Source organism: Caulobacter sp. D5 (assembly GCF_003185805.1).
Taxonomy (GTDB): Bacteria; Pseudomonadota; Alphaproteobacteria; order Caulobacterales; family Caulobacteraceae; genus Caulobacter.
In genome coordinates this window covers 1-24,074 of record NZ_QHJY01000165.1, presented here as the reverse complement: position 1 = coordinate 24,074, position 24,074 = coordinate 1, and the positions used below count along the sequence as shown (strand labels likewise).

The 24,074-nt window shown below is 68.6% G+C and carries 26 protein-coding genes and 3 pseudogenes; 11 read left to right on the top strand and 18 right to left on the bottom strand.

What is annotated here, in order from left to right; all coding sequences use genetic code 11:
• Positions 1-63 precede the first annotated feature (63 nt).
• On the bottom strand, positions 64-603 hold the full coding sequence (locus DMC18_RS12160) for a DUF177 domain-containing protein (RefSeq protein ID WP_110118246.1): 540 nt from the start codon (positions 601-603) through the stop codon (positions 64-66).
• Positions 588-1,118 (bottom strand): ubiquinol-cytochrome C chaperone family protein, encoded by a 531-nt coding sequence (locus DMC18_RS12155; protein WP_110118245.1) that lies wholly within the window; start codon positions 1,116-1,118, stop codon positions 588-590. Before DMC18_RS12155 ends, DMC18_RS12160 begins: the two co-directional genes overlap by 16 nt.
• Before the next feature lie 121 nt (positions 1,119-1,239).
• Between DMC18_RS12155 and DMC18_RS12150 the strand changes: the two genes are divergently transcribed.
• Entirely contained in the window at positions 1,240-1,728 is a 489-nt protein-coding gene (locus DMC18_RS12150; RefSeq protein ID WP_110118244.1) for an outer membrane protein assembly factor BamE, read from the top strand.
• 162 nt (positions 1,729-1,890) lie between these two features.
• Positions 1,891-2,445 carry a response regulator gene (locus DMC18_RS12145; protein ID WP_110118243.1) on the top strand — a complete coding sequence of 185 codons (555 nt, stop codon included), beginning with the start codon at positions 1,891-1,893 and terminating at the stop codon, positions 2,443-2,445.
• Positions 2,446-2,691: 246 nt separating this feature from the next.
• Here DMC18_RS12145 and DMC18_RS12135 read toward each other — a convergent pair whose 3' ends face one another.
• Together DMC18_RS12135 and DMC18_RS12130 are read right to left on the bottom strand one after the other, a co-directional pair.
• A complete protein-coding gene (locus tag DMC18_RS12135; RefSeq protein ID WP_110118241.1) occupies positions 2,692-4,827 on the bottom strand; it encodes a sodium-translocating pyrophosphatase in 2,136 nt (711 codons plus the stop codon).
• A gap of 216 nt (positions 4,828-5,043) precedes the next feature.
• Entirely contained in the window at positions 5,044-5,589 is a 546-nt protein-coding gene (locus DMC18_RS12130; RefSeq protein ID WP_110118240.1) for a hypothetical protein, read from the bottom strand.
• Between the two features lie 247 nt (positions 5,590-5,836).
• Here DMC18_RS12130 and DMC18_RS12125 point away from each other — a divergent pair, with 247 nt between their 5' ends.
• The 4 genes and pseudogenes from DMC18_RS12125 (at position 5,837) to DMC18_RS12115 (ending at position 9,036) form a co-directional block, all read left to right on the top strand.
• A complete protein-coding gene (locus DMC18_RS12125; RefSeq protein ID WP_110118239.1) occupies positions 5,837-6,784 on the top strand; it encodes a hydrogen peroxide-inducible genes activator in 948 nt (315 codons plus the stop codon).
• A 96-nt stretch (positions 6,785-6,880) separates the two neighbouring features.
• Positions 6,881-8,080 (top strand): annotated as a pseudogene (locus DMC18_RS12120) (catalase); the annotation flags it as partial.
• Positions 8,054-8,440: a catalase-related domain-containing protein gene (locus DMC18_RS27305; RefSeq protein WP_370443984.1), complete on the top strand. Its 387-nt coding sequence runs from the start codon at positions 8,054-8,056 to the stop codon at positions 8,438-8,440. The pseudogene DMC18_RS12120 and the gene DMC18_RS27305, both read left to right, overlap by 27 nt.
• Positions 8,441-8,502: 62 nt before the next feature.
• Complete coding sequence (locus DMC18_RS12115) at positions 8,503-9,036, top strand: ankyrin repeat domain-containing protein (protein ID WP_110132956.1); 534 nt, start codon at positions 8,503-8,505, stop codon at positions 9,034-9,036.
• A gap of 6 nt (positions 9,037-9,042) precedes the next feature.
• Here the strand turns inward: DMC18_RS12115 and thiL are convergent, their stop codons facing one another.
• The 5 genes from thiL to glyA all read right to left on the bottom strand — a co-directional run bounded on the left by thiL (position 9,043) and on the right by glyA (position 12,896).
• Complete coding sequence (thiL, locus tag DMC18_RS12110) at positions 9,043-10,194, bottom strand: thiamine-phosphate kinase (RefSeq protein ID WP_110118237.1); 1,152 nt, start codon at positions 10,192-10,194, stop codon at positions 9,043-9,045.
• Entirely contained in the window at positions 10,103-10,558 is a 456-nt protein-coding gene (gene nusB / locus DMC18_RS12105) for a transcription antitermination factor NusB (RefSeq protein WP_110118236.1), read from the bottom strand. The genes thiL and nusB overlap by 92 nt, the downstream gene beginning before the upstream one ends.
• Entirely contained in the window at positions 10,555-11,019 is a 465-nt protein-coding gene (locus tag DMC18_RS12100; protein ID WP_110118235.1) for a 6,7-dimethyl-8-ribityllumazine synthase, read from the bottom strand. Before DMC18_RS12100 ends, nusB begins: the two co-directional genes overlap by 4 nt.
• A gap of 81 nt (positions 11,020-11,100) precedes the next feature.
• Positions 11,101-11,574: a transcriptional regulator NrdR gene (nrdR, locus tag DMC18_RS12095; protein WP_110118234.1), complete on the bottom strand. Its 474-nt coding sequence runs from the start codon at positions 11,572-11,574 to the stop codon at positions 11,101-11,103.
• 32 nt (positions 11,575-11,606) lie between these two features.
• Entirely contained in the window at positions 11,607-12,896 is a 1,290-nt protein-coding gene (gene glyA, locus DMC18_RS12090) for a serine hydroxymethyltransferase (RefSeq protein ID WP_110118233.1), read from the bottom strand.
• A gap of 198 nt (positions 12,897-13,094) precedes the next feature.
• On the opposite strand from glyA, the gene DMC18_RS12085 reads away from it, so the two are divergent.
• Positions 13,095-13,538 (top strand): MucR family transcriptional regulator, encoded by a 444-nt coding sequence (locus tag DMC18_RS12085; RefSeq protein WP_110118232.1) that lies wholly within the window; start codon positions 13,095-13,097, stop codon positions 13,536-13,538.
• Between the two features lie 22 nt (positions 13,539-13,560).
• A pseudogene (locus DMC18_RS26555) lies at positions 13,561-13,722 on the top strand (hypothetical protein); the annotation flags it as partial.
• Positions 13,723-13,752: 30 nt separating this feature from the next.
• On the opposite strand, the gene DMC18_RS12080 reads toward DMC18_RS26555, so the two are convergent.
• From DMC18_RS12080 to DMC18_RS12040, 9 genes are all read right to left on the bottom strand, one after another.
• Positions 13,753-14,547, bottom strand: coding sequence for an SDR family oxidoreductase (locus tag DMC18_RS12080; RefSeq protein ID WP_110118231.1), 795 nt, complete (start codon positions 14,545-14,547; stop codon positions 13,753-13,755).
• 280 nt (positions 14,548-14,827) lie between these two features.
• A complete protein-coding gene (locus DMC18_RS12075; RefSeq protein WP_110118230.1) occupies positions 14,828-15,472 on the bottom strand; it encodes a hypothetical protein in 645 nt (214 codons plus the stop codon).
• A 9-nt stretch (positions 15,473-15,481) separates the two neighbouring features.
• Positions 15,482-16,708 carry a 5-aminolevulinate synthase gene (hemA, locus tag DMC18_RS12070; RefSeq protein WP_110118229.1) on the bottom strand — a complete coding sequence of 409 codons (1,227 nt, stop codon included), beginning with the start codon at positions 16,706-16,708 and terminating at the stop codon, positions 15,482-15,484.
• Positions 16,709-16,876: 168 nt separating this feature from the next.
• Positions 16,877-17,830, bottom strand: coding sequence for a 3-hydroxyisobutyrate dehydrogenase (mmsB, locus tag DMC18_RS12065; RefSeq protein WP_255580339.1), 954 nt, complete (start codon positions 17,828-17,830; stop codon positions 16,877-16,879).
• 19 nt (positions 17,831-17,849) lie between these two features.
• Positions 17,850-18,656, bottom strand: a complete 807-nt coding sequence (locus tag DMC18_RS12060) for a class I SAM-dependent methyltransferase (protein ID WP_110118227.1) — start codon at positions 18,654-18,656, stop codon at positions 17,850-17,852.
• 97 nt (positions 18,657-18,753) lie between these two features.
• On the bottom strand, positions 18,754-19,827 hold the full coding sequence (locus DMC18_RS12055) for an enoyl-CoA hydratase/isomerase family protein (RefSeq protein ID WP_110118226.1): 1,074 nt from the start codon (positions 19,825-19,827) through the stop codon (positions 18,754-18,756).
• Between the two features lie 8 nt (positions 19,828-19,835).
• Positions 19,836-20,441 (bottom strand): histidine phosphatase family protein, encoded by a 606-nt coding sequence (locus DMC18_RS12050; protein ID WP_110118225.1) that lies wholly within the window; start codon positions 20,439-20,441, stop codon positions 19,836-19,838.
• Between the two features lie 113 nt (positions 20,442-20,554).
• Positions 20,555-20,725 (bottom strand): type II toxin-antitoxin system Phd/YefM family antitoxin, encoded by a 171-nt coding sequence (locus DMC18_RS12045; RefSeq protein WP_158285903.1) that lies wholly within the window; start codon positions 20,723-20,725, stop codon positions 20,555-20,557.
• A 45-nt stretch (positions 20,726-20,770) separates the two neighbouring features.
• Positions 20,771-21,910, bottom strand: a complete 1,140-nt coding sequence (locus DMC18_RS12040; protein WP_110118223.1) for an isobutyryl-CoA dehydrogenase — start codon at positions 21,908-21,910, stop codon at positions 20,771-20,773.
• A 206-nt stretch (positions 21,911-22,116) separates the two neighbouring features.
• Here DMC18_RS12040 and DMC18_RS12035 point away from each other — a divergent pair, with 206 nt between their 5' ends.
• The 3 genes and pseudogenes from DMC18_RS12035 to DMC18_RS12025 all read left to right on the top strand — a co-directional run.
• On the top strand, positions 22,117-22,554 hold the full coding sequence (locus DMC18_RS12035; RefSeq protein ID WP_110118222.1) for a DUF2147 domain-containing protein: 438 nt from the start codon (positions 22,117-22,119) through the stop codon (positions 22,552-22,554).
• A gap of 56 nt (positions 22,555-22,610) precedes the next feature.
• Entirely contained in the window at positions 22,611-23,612 is a 1,002-nt protein-coding gene (gene hemB / locus DMC18_RS12030; protein ID WP_110118221.1) for a porphobilinogen synthase, read from the top strand.
• 1 nt (position 23,613) lies between these two features.
• Positions 23,614-24,074 (top strand): annotated as a pseudogene (locus DMC18_RS12025) (AraC family transcriptional regulator); the annotation flags it as partial.

Here is a 24,074-nt window from a genome sequence, read left to right as displayed (position 1 = left end):
CGGTCGCGACGCGGCCGGCTTGATTCCGGGCGTGATATCACGCCCGGAGGGAAAAGGGCCAACTCAGCCCTCTTCGTCCTTTGCTTTCAGCCCTTTCAGGGCTGCAAAGGGAGAAAGGTCCACCGGCTCGGCGGGTTGCACGAACACCGCCCCGGGCTTGCGCGGGAACGGGTCCAGCTCCAGCGCCAGATGCTCGATCACATAGCCCGAGACGTCGATCGTCTCGCCTTCCAGCACGTCGGGCGGATCGTCGCTCTCGGGATCCATGCCCAGCTCGCCGCCCTCGTCCTGGGGGGCGTGCTCGCTGTCGGCCGGCAGCACATGCAGACTGAAGCGGGCGTCGATACGGGTCTCGAAGTCCTCGGCGGTGACGCCGCAGGTCTGGACGACGCGGGCGCGCAGCACGCCGGACACCTCGGCCCCGTCCATCCACGAGCGCAGATAGACGTCGGCCTCCAGCTGGTCGAGCGACACCAGGTTCAGCTGCGCGGCGATCGCCTTGCGCACGGTTTCGTCGGGAGCCAGCTTCAGGTCGACCCCGCCGCGGTCGACGCGGGCCAGGGTGACGGTGCTGGGCCAGGGATCGATCAGACGTTCGGCCATTGCACCACTCCATTCAGCAGGTCGTTCAGCGATTGCCCGGCCAGGGCTTCTCGCGCGGACCGCACATAGGCGCTCACGGCGGCGATGTCTCCCTCGCCGCGCTCCTCGAACACGGTTCGGGCCAGGGCGGCGTCGAGGCCGGCCGCGTCCGGCAGGGTCTCGAAGGCCTCATCATAGGTCTTCAGCCGGCCGTAGAAGGCGCCGGCCAGCTTCTTCATCTTCTTGCCGACGGCGGTGTCGGAGACGCCGATCTCGCGGAAGGCGTCATCGAGGCCGCGCACGTAGGAATCGAACACCGCCTGCGAGGTCTCCGAGGCCAGGTCGCCCTGCCCCTTCAGTCGCTCGACCAGCAGCACCACGTGCAGGGTGAAGAGCTCGAACCGGCCCTCCAGCGAGTCGCGGACACCGAGATCGGCGTAGAACCGCGCCGAACGCGCCTGGGCCACCGCCGAGGCATAGAGCTTTTCTCCCGCTATCCTTGCGGGACGAGGCTTCAGAAGCCGATCCAGAAACATTCCACGCCTCTATTTCGCCGCGAGCCGGCCATAGATGGCCTGTCGAGCTACGCGGGCCATTGAACTAAGCCCGCGCGAGCGATAGGTCAAAGTCCAGCATTCTTCCGGTTCCGGAGCCTCTATGTTTCGTCCCGCCGTTTTCGCCGCCGCCGCCATCGGCCTCGCCGCCGTCGTCGGGGGCTGCACGCCGCTGACGAGCTATTCGGGCTTCCAGGCCATCGAGGCCAAGCCTGTCGACATGAAGGTCGGCGAAGACAGCAAGTCGACCGTGATGGAAAAGCTGGGCTCGCCCTCGGCCACCTCCACCTTCGACAACAACGCCTGGTACTACGTCTCGCAGACGACCGACCGCGTGGCCTTCTACAAGCCGCGGGTGATCAAGCGCGACGTCGTGGCGATCAAGTTCAACGCCGCCGACGAGAAGGTCGCCTCGGTCGACACCTTCACCCTGAAGGACGGCAAGGTCATCGCCTACAACGGTCGCGAAACCCCGACCCGCGGCCGCGAGATGACGATCCTCGAGCAGCTGCTCGGCAACGTCGGCCGTGGCGGCATGCTGCCGCAGGACGACGAGGGCGTGCCCGGCACCCGTCCTGGCGACCGCCGCTAAGTCGGCCACCCGACAGTACACGGTCGGAAAATTCACCATAAGCGCGTGATTTCGTGCGACTTTTTGTCGCCGTATCAACGTTTGCTAAATCACGTGCGGAGCAACCTTCACGCTTAGCCGACGCCTGGCCCCAACCAGACGTCGCTCTGGGGGAGAAGGTTCGTGGGCGGGCCAGATCTGCGGGCGTTGACGATCCTGATCGTCGACGACAACGCCAACATGCGCGGGATCCTGTCGGCGATCCTGAAGGCCGCCGGCGTGCGGCGGATCCTCGAGGCCGGCGACGGCGTCGAGGGCCTGAAGTTCTTCGCCGAGCGCGAGATCGACATCATCTTCACCGACCTGATGATGCAGCCGGTGGACGGGCTGGCGTTCGTGCACTGGGTGCGCAACTCGCCGGCCAGTCCCAATCCCTACGCGCCGATCATCATGATGACCGGCCACGCCACTCGCCGCAGCCTCGACGAGGCGCGGATGGCCGGGGTGACCGAGTTCCTGGCCAAGCCGATCAACGCGCGCGGGGTGATGCACCGCATCAACGAGGTCATCAACAACCCGCGCGACTTCGTACGGGTGGGCGACTATTTCGGCCCCTGCCGCCGCCGGCGCATCGATCACGACTTCACCGGCGACGAGCGTCGCGGCGTCCAGCCCACGCCGACGGTGCTGGGCGGCGAGGCCGAGGTCCAGGCGTTCGATCCGGAAGAGTGCTACTGAGGGGTTCTCCCCTTCCCTAGCCGCCCCACGCTCGTCATCCCGGAAAGCGCGCAGCGCTTATCCGGGACCCAGGGGACTGGGCGCCGCGCCTGCCCCAAGCTCCGATGGCGTTTGCAGACGCACTGCGACGGCCCCTGGATCCCGGCTCTACGCTTCGCTACGGCCGGGATGACGACGGTAGGGGATCAAAAGAAAACGCCCCGGAGCGTGAGCCCCGGGGCGTTTCCGTACAGCCAGATCGCAAGATCAGCCGTGGGCCAGCACCGCCAGGAGCAGCAGGGCCACGATGTTGGTGATCTTGATCATCGGGTTCACGGCGGGACCCGAGGTGTCCTTGTAGGGGTCGCCGACGGTGTCGCCGGTGACGGCGGCCTTGTGGGTGTCGCCGCCCTTCTTGTGCAGGACGCCGTCCTTGTCGGTGAAGCCTTCCTCGATCACCTTCTTGGCGTTGTCCCAGGCGCCGCCGCCGCTGGTCATCGAGATGGCGACGAACAGGCCGGTGACGATCACCCCCATCAGCATGGCGCCGAGGCAGGCGAAGGCGTCGACCTTGCCGGCGATGGCGTTGATGACGAAGAACAGCACCACCGGCGAGACGACCGGCAGCAGGGACGGCACGATCATCTCGCGGATGGCGGCCTTGGTCAGGATGTCCACGGCCTTGCCGTATTCGGGCTTGGTCTCGTAGGTCATGATGCCCGGGTTTTCGCGGAACTGGCGACGGACCTCGGCCACCACCGACTCGGCCGCGCGGCCGACGGCGGTCATCGACAGCCCGCCGAACAGGAACGGCAGCAGGCCGCCGAACAGCAGGCCGACCACGACGTAAGGGTTGGACAGGTCGAAGCTGACCGCCCCCATGCCGTCGAAGAAGCTGCCCGGGGCGGCGTTCTCGGAGAAGAACTTCAGGTCCTCGGTATAGGCCGCGAACAGCACCAGCGCCCCCAGGCCGGCCGAACCGATGGCGTAGCCCTTGGTCACGGCCTTGGTGGTGTTGCCGACCGCGTCGAGGGCGTCGGTGGTGACGCGGACTTCCGACGGAAGCCCGGCCATCTCGGCGATGCCGCCGGCGTTGTCGGTGACCGGGCCGAAGGCGTCCAGGGCGACGATGAAGCCGGCCAGGGACAGCATGGTGGTGGTGGCGATGGCGATGCCGAACAGGCCCGCCAGATTATAGGTCACGACGATGCCGACGATGATGGTCAGGGCCGGCAGGGCCGTGGACTCCAGCGACATGGCCAAGCCCTGGATGACGTTGGTGCCATGGCCGGACACCGAAGCCTGGGCCACCGACTTCACCGGACGGAAGCCCGTGCCGGTGTAGTACTCGGTGATGACCACGATCAGCGCCGTCACCGCCAGGCCCACGAGGCCGCAGTAGAACAGGTTGTCGGCGGTGAACAGCCGGCCGTCGAGCTCGATCGAGGTCGGGACCAGCTGGTGGATCACCCACCACACCGCCGGGATCGACAGGACCCCGGTGACGATCAGGCCCTGATAGAGGGCTCCCATGATGTTCTGCTTCTTGCCCAGGCGGACGAAGAAAGCGCCGATGATCGAGGTGACGATGCACACCGCGCAGATGGCCAGCGGCAGCAGCATCATCGAGCCGACGACGTCGGTGCCGGTGAAGAAGATCGCCGCCAGCACCATGGTGGCGACGGTGGTCACCGCATAGGTCTCGAACAGGTCGGCGGCCATGCCGGCGCAGTCGCCGACATTGTCGCCCACGTTGTCGGCGATGGTGGCGGCGTTGCGGGGGTCGTCTTCCGGAATGCCGGCCTCGACCTTGCCGACGAGATCGCCGCCGACGTCAGCGCCCTTGGTGAAGATGCCGCCGCCCAGACGGGCGAAGATCGAGATCAAGCTGGCGCCGAAGCCCAGGGCCACCAGGGAGTCGATCACGACCCGGTCGGTGCCTTCATGGCCGACCGACAGCAGCAGGGCGAAATAGCCCGCCACCCCGATCAAGGCGAAGCCCGCCACCAGCATGCCGGTCACGGCGCCGGAGGTGAAGGCCATCGACAGGCCCTTGGCCAGGCTCTCGGACGAGGCCTGGGCGGTGCGCACGTTGGCCCGCACCGAGATCAGCATGCCGGCGAAGCCCGCCAGGCCCGACAGGATCGCGCCCAGCGCGAAGCCCACCGGCTGCTCCCAGCTCTTGAAGAAGAAAGCCAGCAAGGCGATGACCACGACGCCGACGATGGCGATGGTGGTGTACTGACGGTTCAGATAGGCCTGAGCGCCTTCCTGAATGGCCGCGGCGATTTCCTGCATCTTCGCATCGCCCGGCGAGGCCTTCAAAAGCCTGGCGGTCTGAACCGCGCCATACAGCACCGCCAGAAGCCCGGCGCCGATGGCTACGTAAAGCCAAGAACTCATGGGTTTAGTGCCCCTTCGTGTTTCCAATCACGAGGGGTCGCGGTTCCCGGCGCGAGGCGAATACGACCGCCCCGAACCGGGAGCGGCGGGCGGGCCTTATGGCCTCATTCCCCCTCGATGCTCCCTGAACTGGCCCCGACATCGGCGCCAAGGGGAAACACTGCCATCCACCCGCAAAGCGCGCAACCGCTTGCGAGAACGGCGTTCGCGCTGGGGTCAGGGGATGATGGGAGCCGAATCGACCTGCGGAGCGGGCCTGGCCGTCCCCGGCGCTCCCGGCTTGGCGGGCGGCTTGGGCGGCGGCACGAAGTTGCGCGGGGTCTGCTTGCCGATGGTGACGCTGGCGATCTTGCCCTTGCCGACCAGGACAGCGGCCTCGCGCATCACCGTGCTCTTGAGCTTGCCCTCGTCGAGCAGGACGTAGCTGCCCGGCTTGTTGAACGGCTGCTTGTGGGCCGCCCGGACCAGGGCGTCGCGCAGCTTGGGCTCGACGCCGGCGAAGGCCGTGACGTCGCCGCCCGGCGGCAGGGTCAGGGACAGCTCGACGAAGACGTAGTTGATCAGCCGCCCGCCATCGACGATCGGCAGGGCCATCGAGCCCAGCTTGATCACCGGATCGGCCTTCTCCTTCTCGCCCTCCCCGCCTTCCTTTTCCTTCTTCTTGCCGGAGGCGAAGGCCGGCGCGGCGCACAGCACGAGCGGCGCGGCGAACGCCAGGACGGCGCGGCGGGGGACGCCATTGGAGTTGGAGGGACGGGTCATGCTCCATGCCCTTAACCTAGAAGACTTGAGGCTTCGCTACCGAGCAGAGCCGCGCTTATCGAACGTCTCGATCCTGAGGATGAAAACTATCAATTCGCCTTCGCCCGGCGCCTGGTGGAGTCTGCGGGCCTCCGGAGCCCTGTATGACACCCCGCCCCCACGACGGCCCGCCGGCCGCCGATCCCGCGCCGCCAGCCGGCCGGCGCCCTCGCCTCTCGCCGACCGTCCAGACGGCCGGGACCGGCGCATGACCCTGCCAACCCTGCGGCAGCTGCAGTACCTGGTCAGCCTTCACGAGCACATGCACTTCAGCCGCGCGGCCGACGCCTGCCACGTGACGCAGTCCACGCTCTCGGCCGGCCTGAAGGAGCTGGAAGCCATCCTGGGCGCCCAGCTGGTCGAACGCACCCGGCGGGTGACTCTGTTCACGCCGCTGGGCGTGCGGGCCGCCGCCCGGGCCAAGGACATGCTGCGCCAGGCGCGCGACCTGACCGACCTGGCCCGCATCGCCGCCGTTCCGCTGAGCGGAACGCTGCGGCTGTCGGTGATCCCCACCATCGCCCCCTTTCTGCTGCCGCGCCTGCTGCCGACGCTCAAGGCGGCCTGCCCCGACCTGCAGGTGGTGCTGCACGAGGAGATGAGCCACTGGGCCTGCCAGGGTCTGGCTCGCGGCGCCCGCGACTGCCTGGTGCTGGCCCTGCCGTTCCCTTGCGACGGGCTCGATCACGTGGCCCTGTTCGACGACGACATACTGGTGGCCCTGCACGCGGACGATCCCCTGGCCGCCCAGCCGACCATCGCTCCGGCCGACCTGCCGGCCGACCGGCTGCTGCTGCTGGACGACGGCCATTGCCTGCGCGACCACGCCCTGGGGGCCTGCGAGCGTCGCGATCTCGAACACGGTCCCGGGCGCGGCGCGGGCGTCCACACGCTGGTCCAACTGGTGGGCGCGGGCATGGGACTGAGCCTGATCCCGGCCATGGCGGTGGAGGCCGGCGTCATCGCCGGGACGCCAATCGTCACCCGCTCGCTCGACACGCCGAAGGCCCATCGCACGGTGGCCCTGGCCTGGCGGCGCAACACCCCGCGCGCCGAGGAATTCGCGCTGCTGGCCCAGTGCATCCGCCAGGGCCTGGCCGCGGCGAAGGACGACGCGAACGTCCCGGCCTTCGTCGGCGTCCCCCGGTCGGCTTGATCGCTTCCTTCGATCAAGCGGTTCAATTCATTTCGTTTCTTATGGCCGGACCCGGCTCCTATCAGGAGCGTCGACAGACGCACCTCAGGAGGCCAGATGACGTCCCGACTCTCCCCTTCCGCCGCGATCCTCGCCGCCACGGCCCTGATCGCCGCCGGGGCCGCCCAGGCCGCCGACACGCCCCGCCAGACGCAGGACAGCGGCGCCCCGGTGGGCGACAACCAGAATTCCAAGACCGCCGGCGAATGGGGCGGGGTGATGCTGGAGGACTTCCACCTCATCGAGAAGCTGGCGCGCTTCGACCGCGAGCGCATTCCCGAGCGCGTCGTCCACGCCCGCGGCACAGGCGCGGAGGGCGAATTCGTCTCCAACGGCGAGCTCGACAGGTTCACCAAGGCCGCCCTGTTCAAGGCCGGCGTGAAGACCCCGGTGTTCGTGCGCTTCTCGAAGGTGATCCATCCGAACGGCTCGCCGGAATTCCTGCGCGACCCGCACGGCTTCGCCACCAAGTTCTATTCGACCGAGGGCAACTGGGACCTGGTCGGCAACAACCTGCCGGTGTTCTTCATCCGCGACGCCATGAAGTTCCCCGACATGGTGCACTCGCTGAAGCCCTCGCCGGTGACGAACAAGCAGGACCCGACCCGGTTCTTCGACTTCTTCAGTCACCAGCCCGAAAGCACCCACATGATCACCCAGCTCTATACGGACCTGGGCACGCCGCAGAGCTATCGGACCATGGACGGCAACGGCGTCCACGCCCTGAAGCTGGTCGACGAGGACGGCAAGGTGGTGTTCGTGAAGTTCCACTGGAAGAGCCAGCAGGGGATCAGGAACTACACGCCCGAGCAGGCCGAAAAGGCCGGCTTCAACTACCTGACCGACGACCTCTACGCGACGATCGGCAAGGGCCAGCCGGCAAAATGGGATCTCTACGCCAAGATTCTCAAGCCCGAGGACGTCGCCAAGCTCGGCTACAACCCGTTCGACGCCACCAAGGACTGGTACGACATGCCGGAGATCAAGGTCGGGACCATGACCCTGAACAAGATGCCGGAGAACTTCTTCCAGTCGACCGAGATGAGCGCCTTCTCGCCGGGCGTCATGGTTCCCGGCATCGAGCCCTCGCCCGACCGCCTGCTGCAGGGTCGCCTGTTCAGCTACGCCGACACCCAGCGCCATCGCCTGGGCCCGAACTACCAGCAGCTGGCCGTCAACGCCCCCAAGGTCGCCGTCAAGAACGGCGCCCAGGACGGGGCGATGAACACCGTGCCGCGGGTCGGCGACGTCAACTATCAGCCCTCGCGCCGCACCGACGCGGGCGTCTATGCCGACACGGCCGCCTACAAGCTCAGCCCCTATGAAGTGACCACCACCATCCAGCAGAAGGCGATCGACAAGCAGGAGCCGTTCGTCCAGGCGGGGCTGTTCTGGAAGCGCCTGCCGGAAGATCAGAAGACGGCCCTGATCCGCAACCTGTCGGGCGACCTCAACGGCGTCACCGTGCCGGAGATCAAGGAGATCATGGTCAGCCACTTCTACGCGGCCGATCCCGACTACGGGACGCGGCTGGCGGCGGCGACCAAGGTCGATCTCGCGGCCGTGAAGGCCCGGGCGGCCAAGGCTCTCGAGGCCGTCAAGCTCGCCAGCAACTGAGTTCAACGCGGACCCGGCCGGAAACGGCCGGGTCCTTTGCTTTTGCTTCTTCGGATTTCCCCATGTTCACCGCCATCCTCCTCGCCGCCGCCCTGCAGAACGCGCCTGCTCAGGCCGCGCCCGATCCCAAGGCCGCCTTCTTCGCCGCCGCCCGCGAGGGACGCGCCGACATCGTCGCCGCCCTGCTCGACGCCGGCGCGCCGATCGACGCCCGCGACGACCGCGGCTACACCGCCCTGACCCTGGCGGCCTACAACGGCAAGGCCGACCTCGTGGGCCTGCTGATCGCCCGCGGCGCGGACGCCTGCGCCGTCGACCCGCGCGGCAACACCGCGCTGATGGGCGCCGCCTTCAAGGGCGACGACGCGGTGGCGCGGCTGCTGCTCGACAAGGCCCCCTGCCCGGTCGACCAGACGAACGGCCAGGGCCAGACGGCGCTGATGATGGCCAGCCTGTTCGGCCGCGAGGCGCAGGTTAGGCTGCTGGTCGCCAGGGGCGCGTCGCCGTCCGCGCGGGACGCTTCGGGAAACACCGCCCTGAGCCTGGCCACGCGCCAGGGCGCGGCGGGCGTCGTGGCGGCGCTGGGCGGCCGCTGAACGGCCTCAGCCGTGCAGCCAGCCCAGGCGCTGGGGGGTGATGTCCTTGCCCTTGAACAGGGCCGCGACCCCCTCGCCTTCCACGAACTCGCCGATGTCGCGCACCGGCAGGCCCGCGGCGAAGGCGGCGGCCTGGAAGGCGGCGACGTCGGCGGGGGGGATGGCGCAGACGATCTCGTAGTCGTCGCCGCCGGAGGCCAGGGACATGCGGGCTTCGCCACGCTCGGGCTGGGCTTCCAGCCAGGCGCGTGCGCCGGTCGACAGCGGCAGGCGGTCGAGGTCGACCTTGACCTGCAGGCCGCTGGCCTTGGCGATGTGGCCGGCGTCGGCCAGCAGGCCGTCGGAGACGTCGGCGGCGGCGTGGGCGTACTGGCGCAGGGCCTCACGCAGGGCCAGGCGCGGCGCGGGCGTGCGGTAGCGGCGAACGAGGCCGCCGTCCGGATCCTCGACCTCGCCCCAGTGGGCCAGCAGGCCCAGCCAGCCGTCGCCGATGCTGCCGCTGACCACGAGCCGGTCGCCGGCCTGGGCGCCGCGGCGCAGGACGGCCGCGCCTTGCGGGACCCAGCCCAGCAGGGTGGCCGAAACGACCAGCGCGCCGGAGGTGGTGACGGTGTCGCCGCCCAGCAGGTTGATCCCGAAGGCCTGGCCGTCTTCAGCCAGACCGCGGGCAAAGGTCTCGCGATCCTCGACCGTCGTGCCCGAGGGCCAGCCGACGGCCAGGAAATAGCCGTAGGGCTCGGCGCCCTTGGCGGCGAGGTCGGAAAGATTGGTGCGCAGCAGGCGGCGCGCGACAATGTCGAGCTCCTCGCCGGCCAGGAAGTGCACGCCGGCGACCATGGCGTCCTTGGTGATCACCAGGTCGTAGCCGGGACGCGACGGCAGCACCGCCGCATCGTCCAGCAGGTCGAGCGCGACGGGGTCGCCATTGGTCAGCGGCCGCAGGAATTTCTCGATCAGCTCGAACTCGTCCGGACCGGCGGGCGCAGCCGCCGGCGGGACGTCGTCGAACCACGACTCGTCGTCCTCCGCCGCCGTCGCCGGGGCGGGATCGTCGAACCAGTCGTCGTCAGACTCGGGCGTCACGCGCGATGGCGTCCAGGGCGCCGTTGATGAAGCCGGCTTCCGGCCCTTCGAAGAACGACTTGGCGATCTCGACATACTCGTCGATCACCACCTCGGTCGGGACGTCCGGGCGGTTCATCAGCTCGTAGGCGCCGGCGCGCAGCACGGCGCGGGCGGTGGCGTCCAGGCGCTCCAGCTTCCAGCCCGAGGCCAGACGGCGGACGATGGCCGGGTCGATGGCGGCCTGCTTGGAGACCACGCCCTTCACCAGGTCGGCGAAGAAGGTCTCGTCGGCCTGGGCCAGCTGAGCGCCTTCGCTGTCCTCGACGGCGCGGTCGAAGCGGTGCTCGGAGAACTCGCGCACGACGGCGTCGACGCCGGCGCCAGAGACTTCCATCTGATAGAGGGCCTGCACGGCCGCCAGACGCGAGACGGAACGAGGCTGGATGCGCTTGCTCATCGCGCTTGTCCTGACAGCTGACGCTTCAATCCCACGATCTCCAGGCATTCCCGAGCGGCTTGGCCCCCGCGATCGCCTTGCGACAGGCGGGCGCGATTCCAGGCCTGATCCTCGTCGTCAACCGTCAACACGCCGTAACCAATGGCCAACCTTTTTCCGACGGCCAGGTCCTGGAGGCCGCGGGCGGTCTCGTTGCTGACGATCTCGAAGTGGTAGGTCTCGCCGCGGATGACCGCGCCGAGGGCGATGTAGCCGTCGTAGCGCACGCCCGACGGGCCCTTGCCGGCCTCCTCGGCGATGGCGATGGCGGCGGGGATCTGCAGGGCGTCAGACACGGTGACGACGTCGTATTCGGCGCCCTGGGCCTCGACCGCCTGCACCGCGCCGGCCAGCAGCGCGTCGGAAAGGCCCGAATAACGGCGCCCCTCGACGATCAGCAGACGAATCCTGTCTTCCACCATATGCCTCTGAACTCCTGGGCGGACGGGAGGCCTCGATGGGCCGTCTCGCGCCGACCCGAAAAATCGAATCGTAGAATGCGCCTATAGCTCGTCTTCGGCGACGTCGCTCAAGCCTTCTTCGCCCAAAAACTTCGCGAAATCGCTGGTTTCCCGGAAATCACGATAGACCGAGGCGTAGCGCACATAGGCCACGTCATCGAGCGCCTTGAGGGCGGTCATCACCATCTCGCCGACGGCCGACGACGGCAGCTCGGTCTCGCCCTGGCTTTCCAGCCGGCGGACGATGCCGTTGACCATCCGCTCGACCCGCTCGCCCTCGATCGGCCGCTTGCGGGTGGCCAGCGAGATCGAACGCATCAGCTTGTCACGATCGAACGGCGAGCGACGGCCCGACCGCTTGACGATGATCAGCTCACGGAGCTGGACGCGCTCGAAGGTGGTGAAGCGGCCGGCGCACTCCGGGCAGAGGCGACGGCGGCGGATGGCCGCGCCGTCTTCCGACGGGCGGCTGTCCTTCACCTGGCTTTCGGCGTGGCCGCAGAATGGGCAGCGCATGATCTTGGGCCCTCCCCTGCGGCCTCAGCCCATTAGTTGTAGATCGGGAAGCGGGCCGTCAAGGCCAGCACTTCCTCGCGGACCTTGGCTTCGACGGCCGCGTTGCCGTCGGCGCCGTTGGCGGCCAGACCGTTGACCACTTCGCCGATCAGCTCGCCCACGCGGGTGAACTCGGCTTCCTTGAAGCCGCGGGTCGTGCCGGCCGGCGTGCCCAGGCGGATGCCCGAGGTGATGGTGAACGGCGCGGTGTCGAACGGCACGCCGTTCTTGTTGCAGGTCATGTGGGCGCGCTCGAGGCTGTGCTCGGCGTCGCGGCCGGTGACGCCCTTGGGACGCAGATCGACCAGCATCAGGTGGCTGTCGGTGCCGCCCGAGACGATGTTGACGCCCGACTTGCCCAGCGCTTCGGCCAGGGCCTTGGCGTTGGCGATGATCTGAGCGGCGTATTCCTTGAACGAGGGCTGCAGCGCCTCACCGAAGGCCACGGCCTTGGCGGCGATGACGTGCTCGAGCGGGCCGCCCTGCAGGCCGGGGAACACGGCCGAGTTGACCTTCTTGATGATGGCTTCGTCGTTGGTCAGCACCATGCCGCCGCGCGGGCCGCGCAGGGTCTTGTGGGTGGTGGTGGTGACGACGTGGGCGTGCGGGACGGGGCTGGGGAACACGCCGCCGGCCACCAGGCCCGCGAAGTGGGCCATGTCGACCATCAGGTAGGCGCCGACCGAGTCAGCGATCTGCCGGAAGCGCGCGAAGTCGATCTCGCGGCTGTAGGCGCTGCCGCCGGCGATGATCAGCTTGGGCTTCTCGCGCTGGGCGACCTCGGCGACGTTGTCATAGTCGATCAGCTGGTCCTGCTGGCGCACGGTGTAGGACACCGGCTTGAACCACTTGCCCGACTGGTTGGCGGGCGAGCCGTGGGTCAGGTGGCCGCCGGCGGCCAGGTCCATGCCCATGAAGGTGTCGCCCGGCTGAAGCAGCGACATGAACACCGACTGGTTGGCCTGCGAGCCCGAGTGCGGCTGGACGTTGGCGAAGGCCGCGCCGAACAGCTGCTTGGCGCGCTCGATGGCGATGGTCTCGATCTCGTCGACCCATTCGCAGCCGCCGTAGTAGCGCTTGCCCGGATAGCCCTCGGCGTACTTGTTGGTCAGGATCGAGCCCTGGGCTTCGAGCACCGCCTTGGAGACGATGTTTTCCGAGGCGATCAGCTCGATCTGGTTCTGCTGACGACCCAGCTCCCGGCCAATGCGATCGAAGATGTCGCGGTCGGCGGTCGCGAGATCGGCGCCGAAGAACTTGGTCAGGTCGGTGGAGGTCGTCATCGGCAGCTCCTTGGGGCGGGCAGCGGGCTGTAGCGGCGCTCCCGGCGTCGGGAGTCGACGGCGCTCTCTTTAGCGTCCTTCGCGCCGCGATCAATCACGGAACCGTCGCAGTAACCATGCGTTGCTCACGAAGCCGGCCGGGTGTTGCCGCCAAGCCGGCTGATTTTCAGTGCAACGAACAGAACGGGCGGGATGCGTATGGCGGTTTCACACGGCGAAACGGGATCGGAACTGACGGACGAGCCCGACCTGCTGGCGCTGAGCGCCGGGATCGTCGCGGCCTATGTGGGGCAGAACAAGGTCTCCCACACCGCGGTGCCCGACCTGATCCGCACCGTGCACGGCGCACTTCAGACCCTGGGCGGCGAACCCGTCGCCGCAAGGCCGACCGAGAAGGCCAAGCCCGCCGTGCCGGTCTCGCGCTCGGTGCAGCACGACTACATCGTCTGCCTGGAGGACGGGAAGAAGCTCAAGATGCTGAAGCGCTACCTGCGCTCGCACTACGACATGAGCCCCGAGGACTACCGCCGCAAATGGGGCCTGCCCTCGGACTATCCCATGGTCGCCCCGGCCTACGCCGCCCGCCGCTCGGACTTCGCCAAGCAGATCGGGCTGGGCAAGGGCGTGCGTCGGAGGGCGTAGTCGCCCTCCCCTTCATTCCTTCTTGCCCCCCACGGGTCGTCATCCCGGCCGAAGCGCAGCGTAGAGCCGGGACCCAGGGGCCACCGCACGAAGTCGGCGACCTCTGAAGAGGCAGTTGCAAGCGCGGCGCCCAGTCCCCCTGGGTCCCGGACAAGCCCTGCGGGCTTTCCGGGATGACGAGGTTTGGGGCCATGGATGTGATGCGCGCGAAGCCTCACGCCTCCGAGAAGATGTCGCGCTTCTTGAACGAGGCGGTCATGAACCGGCCCATGGCCTTGGGCATGGTCAGCCAGCGCACCGGCGCGGCCGTGGCCTCGCCCTTCAGCACGCCGTCGGCGATGTAGGGGGCGACGGTTTCGACGCGGTCGCCGAGGATGTTGTAGAGCTTCATCGAGCGCTCGCGATCGGCGTCGGTGGCGTCCTTCATCTCGGCCTGCAGCAGGTCGGTGGCGACGATGCCCGGGCTGATCGTGCCGATGCGCACGCTGGTGCCGTCCAACTCCTTGCCCATCGACTTGGTGAAGTAGGACACCGCCCGCTTGGTGGCGCCGTACAGCGTCAGGCCCGAGGCGGTCATGCCGTCGCTGCCGAAGCCCTCGAAATTGTAGATCGCCCCGCCGCCGGGCTGGACCAGCATGCGGGTCATGGCCAGCTTGGTGGCCTTGATCACGCCCAGCAGGTTGGTGGCGACGATGGCGTCGATGTCGGCCTCTTCCACCTGGTCGAGGCGCACGCGCGGCGACACCGAGCCGGCGTTGTTGATCCAGATATCGACCGCGCCGAACCGCTCGACCGCCGTGTTCCACAGCGCTTCTAGGTCGGCGACCTTGCTGACGTCGCAGGCCTGGGCGGCGACGGCGCCGCCGGTGGCTTCCAGCTTGGCCAGGGCCTGCGCCAGGACGGTCGGGTTGCGGCCCGAGATCACCACCTGGCAGCCCCGCTCGAGGAAGGCTTCCGCCAGGCCGTAGCCGATGCCGCGGCTGCTGCCGGTGATCACGATGGTCTTCACGGGTGCGACTCTCTTCTAGCGCAGGACGCCGCATCCAGCCTCAAGCCGGGCGGACGTGCAGCGGCCTTGTATCGGGAAACCGCCACGCGGAGAGCCTCAGGTCGGACGGACATTCATCGACTTGGCGCCCCCGATCCGTCCAATCCCCGCGAAGGCGGGGACCCAAGCGGGCTTTCAGGATGAAGTGCGGCCGTGGGCTATCCGCAGACCCCGCTTGGATCCCCGCCTTCGCGGGGATGCTCGCTAGACTGGGCAAAGCCTCCGAATGTGGACCGCCCTCTCAGACCGCCGCTTCCCGCTCCAGCCAGGCCAGCGCTTCCGATCGCGCCCAGGCGATGCGGGGCGCGAGATCCGCAACAGAGTCGTCGTCGAGCCCCGCCAGCAGGCCCCGCGCCTCGCCCAGGGCCGCAAGGTCAGCGCGCGCATCGCCCAGATAGGCGTCGGGCAACTCGTGTTGATGGAAGGCGATATCGGCCAGGACGGCGGCGACGAGGTCCAGCCGCGCTGGCGCGAACAGCGGATCGCGCTCCAGCGCCTCGCGCAGGAAGGGCTGCGGCGGCGCGTGCCAGGTCGAACCACCGCTCGACAGCCGCGCCAGCCAGACCAGCGGCCAGGGATCGAAGGGCTTGGCCGCCACCCATTCCTCCAGGGTCGGGCGGACCAGCAGGCGAAACAGCGGAACCGGCAATACGGCCTCGGGCTGGCCGCGATAGGCCATGCGCTTCTCGCCGATCCAGACGACCAGGGTCACGCGCTGCGCCAGCGGCCAGGTCACGGCTCCGGCCATGAAGACGTCGAGCGCTTCGAGCGCCTCGCGCCTCAGGCCCTGGTGCCGAAACCGGAAATAGTCGGACAGCCCCGACCAGCCGGGATGCTCCAACGCATCCTCGGCCAGCTCGCGCAGGTAACCGAGATCGAAACCCAAGGCGGGGTTTTAGGCCGCGTGGCCGCCCATGCGGGCGACGTTGCAGTGCGCCCACAGCTTTTCCATCGCCCCGACCAGCTTGCGCATCATGTCGTCGGTGTGGAACGGCGTGGGCGTGAAGCGCAGGCGCTCGGTGCCGCGCGGCACGGTCGGATAGTTGATCGGCTGCACATAGACGCCGTGATCGGCCAGCAGCATGTCGCTGATCAGCTTGGTGTGGACCGGATCGCCGACCAGCACCGGAACGATGTGGCTGTCGTTCTCCATGACCGGCAGGCCGGCGTCCTGGAACATCTTCTTCAGGGTGCGGGCGCGCTCCTGGTGGGCGTCGCGCACTTCCGGGTGTTGCTTGAGCCACTTGACGCTGGCCAGCGCCCCGGCGGTCAGGGCGGGCGGCAGCGAGGTGGTGAAGATGAAGCCCGAGGCCATCAGGCGCACGGCGTCGATCACTTCGGCGTCGCCGGTGATGTAGCCGCCCATGACGCCGAAGGCCTTGCCCAGCGTGCCCTCGATGATGTCGATCTGGTCCATCACGCCGTCGCGCTCGGCGACGCCGCCACCGCGCGGGCCGTACATGCCGACCGCGTGGACCTCGTCCAGATAGGTCATGGCGCCGTACTTCTTGGCCAGAGCCGCCGTGGCGCCGATGTCGGCGATGTCGCCGTCCATCGAATAGACGCTCTCGAAGGCCACCAGCTTGGGCGCGTCGACCGGGGCGGCCGCCAGCAGCTCTTCAAGATGGGCCAGGTCGTTGTGGCGGAAGATGTGACGCGGGCCGCCGCCGTTGCGGATGCCGGCGATCATCGAGGCGTGGTTCTGGGCGTCGGAGAAGATGATCAGGCCCGGCAGGATCTTCTGCAGGACGCTGAGGGTGGCTTCGTTGGAGACGTAGCCCGAGGTGAACAGCAGCGCGGCTTCCTTGCCGTGCAGGTCGGCCAGCTCGGCTTCCAGCTCCACGTGGTGGTGGTTGGTGCCCGAGATGTTGCGGGTGCCGCCCGAGCCCGAGCCGTGCTCGTCGATCGCCTGGTGCATGGCGTCCAGCACGACGGGATTCTGGCCCTGGCCGAGATAGTCGTTCGAGCACCAGACCACGACTTCGCTCTCGCCGCCGTCGGCGCGAGTCCAGGTCGCGCGCGGGAAGGCGCCGCGATGGCGCTTCAGGTCGGCGAACACCCGGTAGCGGCCTTCGTTGCGGATCTGGGAGACAGCAGCGGTGAACGCGGCTTTGTAGTCCATGCTCGTATCTTCCCCCCGGACCGAGGCCCGGCGGTCCTTGTTCTTCTAGCCCGGCTTTTCGCACCGCGCCGACGTAGTGTCCACCTAAGGGCCTCTACCTACAAATTGGAATTAGGCTTGGTGTCGCATCGATTGGTTCTATAAGCGGCGGACTCAACCCTGCCTTGTTCAGGCAAGCTCCGCAAGACGTCCGCGCAACAGTTGCAGCACGGCCGAGAAGTCCTTGCCGCCGAAACCGTTGGCGTCGAACAGGGCGTAGAGGGCCTCGGCCTGGGCGCCCATGGGCGTGCTGGCCCCGGCCCGGGCGGCGGCTTCCTGGGCGAGCTTGAGGTCCTTGAGCATCATCGCCGTGGCGAATCCCCCCTCGTAGCCGCGATCGGCGGGCGTCGCCGGCCCCACGCCCGGCACGGGGCAATAGGTCGAGACCGACCAGCACTGGCCCGACGACTGACTGGCGATCTCGAAGAAACGGTCGGCGGCCAGGCCCAGCTTCTCGGCCAGGGCGAAGGCCTCGCAGGTTCCCAGCATCGAGACGCCCAGCAGCATGTTGTTGCAGATCTTGGCCGCCTGCCCCGCGCCGTGCCCGCCGGCATGGATCACCGCCCGCGCCATCGGCTTCAGCGCGGCCTCGACGGCGGCAAAGTCGGCGTCGTCGCAGCCGACCATGAAGGCCAGGCTTCCGGCCTCGGCGGCCATGATCCCGCCGGACACCGGCGCGTCGGCGAAGCGAAAGCCGGCCGCCCTCGCCTGCTGCGCCACCGCACGGGCGCTGTCGACGTCGATGGTGGAGCAGTCGATCAGCAGGGCCGACTTCGGGGCGTTGGCCAGCACCTGCTCGCCATAGACCGCGCGGACGTGCGGCCCGGCCGGCAGCATGGTGATGACGATCTCGGCGTCCTTCACCGCATGGGCGACCGACTCGGCGGCCGTGCAGCCCGCGCCGACCGCGCGCTCCAGCGCCAGGGCCGACAGGTCGAAGGCGGCCACGGCGTGGCCGGCCTTGGCCTGGTTGGCGGCCATGCCGCCGCCCATGTTGCCCAGGCCGATGAAGGCGATCCTGGTCATCGCTACGCTCCCTAAATGCGAACCGCGCCTACGTGGGCGCGGTCCTTGTCGTTGCAGTCCGGTGGGTTCGGGGCGCTTAACGCGCCCCGGCGGGCTTGCGGAACTTGTAGATGAACTGGTCGGTCTTGCCGCGGATCGACGGGTCGAACACCGAGACGTTGCGCTTGTCGGCGGCGTCGCGCAGCACGCGGCTCTCGCCTTCGAAGACGAAGCCGGCGGCGGTGACCTCGGCCTTCACCGTCTCGGGGTCGATGCGGTGCAGCTTCTCGGAGTCGCGCAGGCCCGTGCCCGGCTGGGCCGAGTGGTCGAGCACCAGATAGACGCCGCCCGGCTTCAAGGCCTGGAAGATCTTGCGGTTGACCACCGACAGGTCGGCCGGCCCCATCAGCGGGGTGTGCATGTCGTGATAGTTCTGGGCGGTGAACACCAGGTCCAGTTTCTCGGGCGCGCCGAAGTTGGGCAGGGTGTTGAGGATCACCGACACGTTCTTGTAGGCCGGATCGGCGGCGATGGCGTTCACCGCCGGCTCGCGCTTGGCCAGCTTGGTCAGCTCGTCGGGCACATAGGCGTAGACGTGGCCGCGCGGGCCGACGGCCCGCGACAGGATGCGGGTGAAGTAGCCGCCGCCCGGGATCAGGTCGGCCACCTTGGCGCCGGTGCGCACGCCGGCGAAGGCCAGCACCTGGGCCGGCAGGCGGTCGGCGTCGCGCTTGCTGTCGGCCTCGGGGCGCAGCGGGTTCTCGACCGCGGCGATGATGTTGGCCGGAATGGCGACCGGAGCGTCGGCCGGAGGCGGCGGCGGCGGCTCGACCGGTCCCATCGGGGTCGTGGCGCAGGCGGTCAGGGCGAGCGCGGCGACGAGGCTGAGAAGCGGCTTACGCATGGTCTTCCTTCCGGAGGGTCTTCTTAGTTGCGGGCAAGCTAGCGACGCGAACCGCCACCGGCAATGCCGTTGGGGCATCTCCCGACGCCGAACGCCGTCAGGCCTCGGCCAGGGGTGTCCACTCCTCGTCGGCCGGCAGCGGGGCGAAGATCGCCTGGATGTCGGCGTCATCCACCGCCTCGACCGTCGGCGGGTCCCAGCGGGGGGCGTTGTCCTTGTCGACGATCACCGCCCGCACGCCCTCGATGAAGTCGTGACGGCGCACGACGCGCGAGCCGATCCGGTACTCCATGGCCATGTGCTCGGCGAAGTCGGTCATGGCCTCGCCGCGCTTCAGCTGCTCGAAGGCGACCTTCAGGGTCTGAGGCGACTTGGTCTTCAGCACCGCCAGCTGGGCCTTGCCCCAGTCGCTGGAGTCGGCCTCGAGGAACTCGAAGATCTGCTCGACGCTGTCGCCGACGAACAGGCGGTTGAGGTCCTGCTCGAAACCGACCAGCGGCGCCTTGCCGGCGTCGGCGCGGTACATGCGCAGGGTCTCGTCGATGCGGCGGTGATCGGCCAGGACGGCCTTCTTCAGCCCCTCGACCGCGCCGAACTCGACGAAGTGGGTGGCGATCCCCAGGCGCATGCAGTCCGCGCCCTTGATGCGCGCTCCCGTGAGGGCCAGCCAAAGCCCCGCCTTGCCCGGCAGGCGCGGCAGGTACCAGCCGCCGCCGACGTCGGGGAACAGGCCGATGCCGGTCTCGGGCATGGCGAAGGTCGTGCGCTCGGTGGCGATCCGGTAGTGGGCCGGCATGGAGATGCCGACGCCGCCGCCCATGACCACGCCGTCCATGATCGCCACCACAGGCCGGTCGTAGTGGAACAGCAGGTGGTTCAGCCGATACTCGGTATGGAAGAACTTGCGCGCCTCGACGCCGTCGCCCGCCCCGCTCTCTGCGAGCATGCGGATGTCGCCGCCGGCGCAGAAGCCGCGCTCGCCGGCGTGGTCGATCATGACCATGTCGATCTCGGGATCGGCCTGCCAGTCCAGCAGGGCCTGGATCATGGTCTCGCACATCGACAGCGTCAGGGCGTGCAGCGCCTGGGGCCGGTTCAGCGTGATCCGGCCCACGTTCTTCTTGGCGCGGATCAGGACTTCAGGGGCCTGCTTGGGGGGAGCGTCGGTCATCTGGGATCTCAGGCGAATTCGGGGTCTTCGACGGGGGCGCAGTCGAAGCGGTCGATCTGGCCGGCCATCAGGCGGTAGACCGCGTCCTGCGGCACCTCCTGGGCCAGGGTGTCGGCGCGCGACAGGCCGGCATAGGCGCCGCGCAGCAACCGGCCGGCGACGCCGTGGCTGACGACGATCAGGCGGCGCTCGGGCTCGGGCGCCTGGTCGGCCAGCCAGCCGGCGACGCGGGCGGTGACGTCCTCGAAGGTCTCGCCGCCGGGCGCGCGGAAGGCCCATTCGTAGCTGGCGAACAATTCGGGATTGTCGCGGCGGATGTCCTCGCGCAGGCGGCCCGACCAGTCGCCGACGCTGATCTCCAGCAGGCGCTCGTCGAAGCTCAGCGAAAGACCGGTCCGCTCGGCGATGGCCTCGGCCGTATGGCGTGCGCGGCGCAGCGGGCTGGCGACGATCCGCCAGGCGTCGGACGGCTCGCGCGCGACCAGGTCGGCCAGCAGGTCGCCCATGGCCCGCGCCTGGGCTTGGCCGAGCGCGGTCAGGTCGGACTCGGTCTGGCCCTGAAAGCGGCCCTCGCGATTGAACTGCGTCTGGCCGTGGCGGCAGAGATAGATCACTTGGCTTCGAACCTGTTTTTACGCGCGGCCATCTGCTCGGCCAGCCAGCCCATTTAGGGCAAACCTAGATCGCCGTCCCCTTCGAAGCGGCAGGCATCGCCCAGCGTCGCGTTTCAGGCCTTTCGGGCCGCCTCAGGAGTTTTCATCTCTGCGGCGGCTAACGGTTCCAGCTTCGCCAAGGCATGGCCGTTTCGGGTGATCACGATAGTCTCGTCGCCCTGTTCCACGGCTTTCAGCAGCGCCGAAAAATGGGTCTTGGCCTTGGCTTCATCGATTTCACGCATGGCCCGGCCCTCTCCCATATCGGATCGTTGAAACCTGCCTCATCCTCACTGCCGGAACATCTCGCGGGCGATGATCACCCGCATGATCTCGTTGGTGCCTTCCAGGATCTGGTGCACCCGCAGGTCGCGGACGATGCGCTCCAGCGGATAGTCCTGCAGGTAGCCATAGCCGCCGTGCAGCTGCAGGGCGTCGTTGGCGACCTGGAAGCCGGCGTCGGTGGCGAAGCGCTTGGCCATGGCGCACAGCTTGGTGGCCTGCGGGTCTTTGTTGTCGAGGGCGTGGGCGGCGCGGCGCACCATCAGGCGGGCGGCCTCCAGCTCGGTGGCCATGTCGGCCAGCTTGAACTGCAGGGCCTGGAAGTCCTTCAGCGGCCGGCCGAACTGGTTGCGGGTCTCGAGATAGGTTTTGGCCGTGTCGAGCGCGAACTGGGCGCCGCCCAGCGAGCAGGAGGCGATGTTCAGCCGCCCGCCGTCGAGGCCCATCATCGCGAAGCGGAAGCCCTCGCCCTCTCCGCCGATGCGGTTGGCGACGGGCACGCGGCAGTCGTCGAAATTGACCTGGGCGGTGGGCTGGGCGTTCCAGCCCATCTTGCGCTCGTTGGCCCCGAACGACAGGCCCGGCGTTCCCTTCTCGACCACGAAGGCCGAGACGCCCTTGGGACCATCGCCCCCGGTGCGGGCCATGACGACATAGAGGTCCGACACCCCGCCGCCGGAGATGAAGGCCTTGCCGCCGTTCAGCACGTAGTGGTCGCCGTCCAGGCGGGCCGTGGTGCGCATGCCGGCCGCGTCGGAGCCCGAGCCCGGCTCGGTCAGGCAGTAGCTGGCGATCAGCTCCATCGTCGTCAGGCGCGGCAGGTAGCGCCGGCGCAGGTCGTCCGAGCCGAAGCGGTCGATCATCCACGAGGCCATGTTGTGGATGGTGAGATAGGCCGCCGTCGGCACGTCGCCATAGCTGAGGGCCTCGAAGATGATCGAGGCGTCGAGGCGCGACAGGCCGCTGCCGCCGAGGTCGTCCTGGACGTAGATGCCGGCGAAACCCAGTGCGGCCGCCTCGCGCAGCACGTCCACCGGGAAGTGCTTCTGCTCGTCCCACTGCGCCGAATGCGGGGCAAGGCGTTCCGCGGCGAAGCCGGACGCCATCTCCTGGATGGCGCGTTGATCGTCGTTCAGCGCGAAATCCATCCGCCGTTTCCTCCCATGCGGGGCAGATCCGCCCTCATCGTCTTGGCCGCTGACGTGCCTCGCCCGGCGGAGTGTGTCAATCATATCTCAGTTGGCGAATATGAATGCGGCGCCGCAGCGAAATCGGGTGCGAAACGTCGCACCTCCCTTGATCCGGAACCCTCTCGGTATCAGATCGTCGCTGTCGGAGGCGTCGTCTCGGTTCCATGCAAAAGTTCATTACCGCTTTGGCCGCGGTCGCGGCCCTGTTCACCTTTGTGTCCGCGCCGGCTCACGCCGAGAATCTGGGCGTCTGGCGCAACCCCAAGGACAACATCCGCCTGCACATCACCGACTGCGGCAAGAGCATGTGCGGCTGGGTCGTCTACGCCAGCCGCAAGGCCGAGGCGGACGCCAAGAAGAGCGGCTACGACACCCTGGTCGGCCAGCAGGTGCTGCGCGACTTCACGCCCACCGGCAACGGCAACATGCGGGGTCGCGTCTTTGTTCCGACGCTGAAGGTGACGCTGAACGGCACGGCCGAGTTCATCGACGCCCGCACCATGCGCGCCAAGGGCTGCGTCCTGGGCGGCCTGTTCTGCAAGTCGCAGGTCTGGACCCGCGTCGACGGCGTCCAGCAGGCCAGCGTCAACAAGACCGAGTAGCTCCTTAAGGGCCTTCCGGCCTTGCCTCCGGGGACAACGCGCGCGAAACCCTTCGCATGACCGTTCCTCCTCTCGCCCCCTACCCCGCCTCGCGCCTACGCCGCCTGCGCCAGGCCAACTGGACCCGTCGTCTCGTCCGCGAGACCGAGGTGCGGCCGTCCGACCTGATCTGGTCGATGGTGGTGCACGAGGGCGAAGGCGCCGTGCCGGTCGCCTCGATGCCGGGCGTCGATCGGCTGAGCGTCAAGGAAGCGGCCAAGGCCGCCGTCCGCGCCCGCGATCTCGGCATCCCGGCCATCGCCATCTTCCCGCACATCGATCCGTCGCGGAAGGACGCCACGGGCTCGATCGCCGCCGATCCGGACGGGGTGATCCCCCGCGCCGTCAAGGCCATGAAGGACGCGGCCCCCGAGGTCGGCATCATGTGCGACGTGGCGCTGGACCCCTTCACCGACCACGGCCACGACGGCGTGGTCGAGGGCGGCAAGATCCTCAACGACGCCACCATCGAGCGCCTGATCGAGCAGGGCCTGATGCAGGCCGCCGCCGGCGCCGACATCCTGGCCCCTTCGGACATGATGGACGGCCGCATCGGAGCCTTACGCGGCGCGCTGGAGGGTCACGGCCATCACGACACCCTGATCATGTCGTACGCCGCCAAGTACGCCTCGGCCTTCTACGGCCCCTACCGCGACGCCATCGGCTCGGCCAAGCTCTCGGCTGGCCAGGGCGACAAGAAGACCTACCAGATGGACCCCTCCAACACCGAGGAAGCCATCCGCGAGGTTGCGCTCGACATCGCCGAGGGCGCCGACATGGTCATGGTCAAGCCGGGCCTGCCGTATCTGGATATCCTGCGCCGCCTGGTCGACGAGTTCCGCATGCCCACCTACGCCTTCCAGGTGTCGGGCGAGTACGCGATGATCAAGGCCGCCGGGGCCAATGGCTGGATCGACGAGGAGCGGGCTATCCTCGAAAGCCTGGTCGCCTTCAAGCGGGCCGGCGCGGCCGGGATCATCACCTATTTCGCCCCCTGGGCGGCGGAGAAGCTGGGCTGAGATGACGTCGCCGAGAACCGCCTTCGCACCGGGACGGTTCTACGGCGCGCCGACGGTCGAGCGTCAGCTGTCCGGCGTGCGCCTCGCACACCTGGCGGCGACCACCAGCGCCGAGCACGTGCACGAGCACAGCCACGACGACGCCCACTTCGTGCTGGCCACCCACGGCCGCTACGAGACCACGGCCTGGGGTCCCGCCACCGAGGGGCCGGTGCTGGTCTACAACCCGCCGGGCGTCGTCCATCGCGACCGCTTCGTCGACGAGGGCGGCTACTTCCTGGCCGTCAGCTTCGGGGCGAGCGACTGGCGGGGCCTGGCCGACGGCCGGGCGGCGATCGACGCCCTGCGGCTGACCGGCCCCGTCGCCCGCCGCGCCGCCCTGCGCCTGACCCGCTCGCTGCTGTCGACGGATCCCGAAACTCTGTCTCTGGAGGCGCTGAGCCTGGAGCTGGCGGCCGAGGC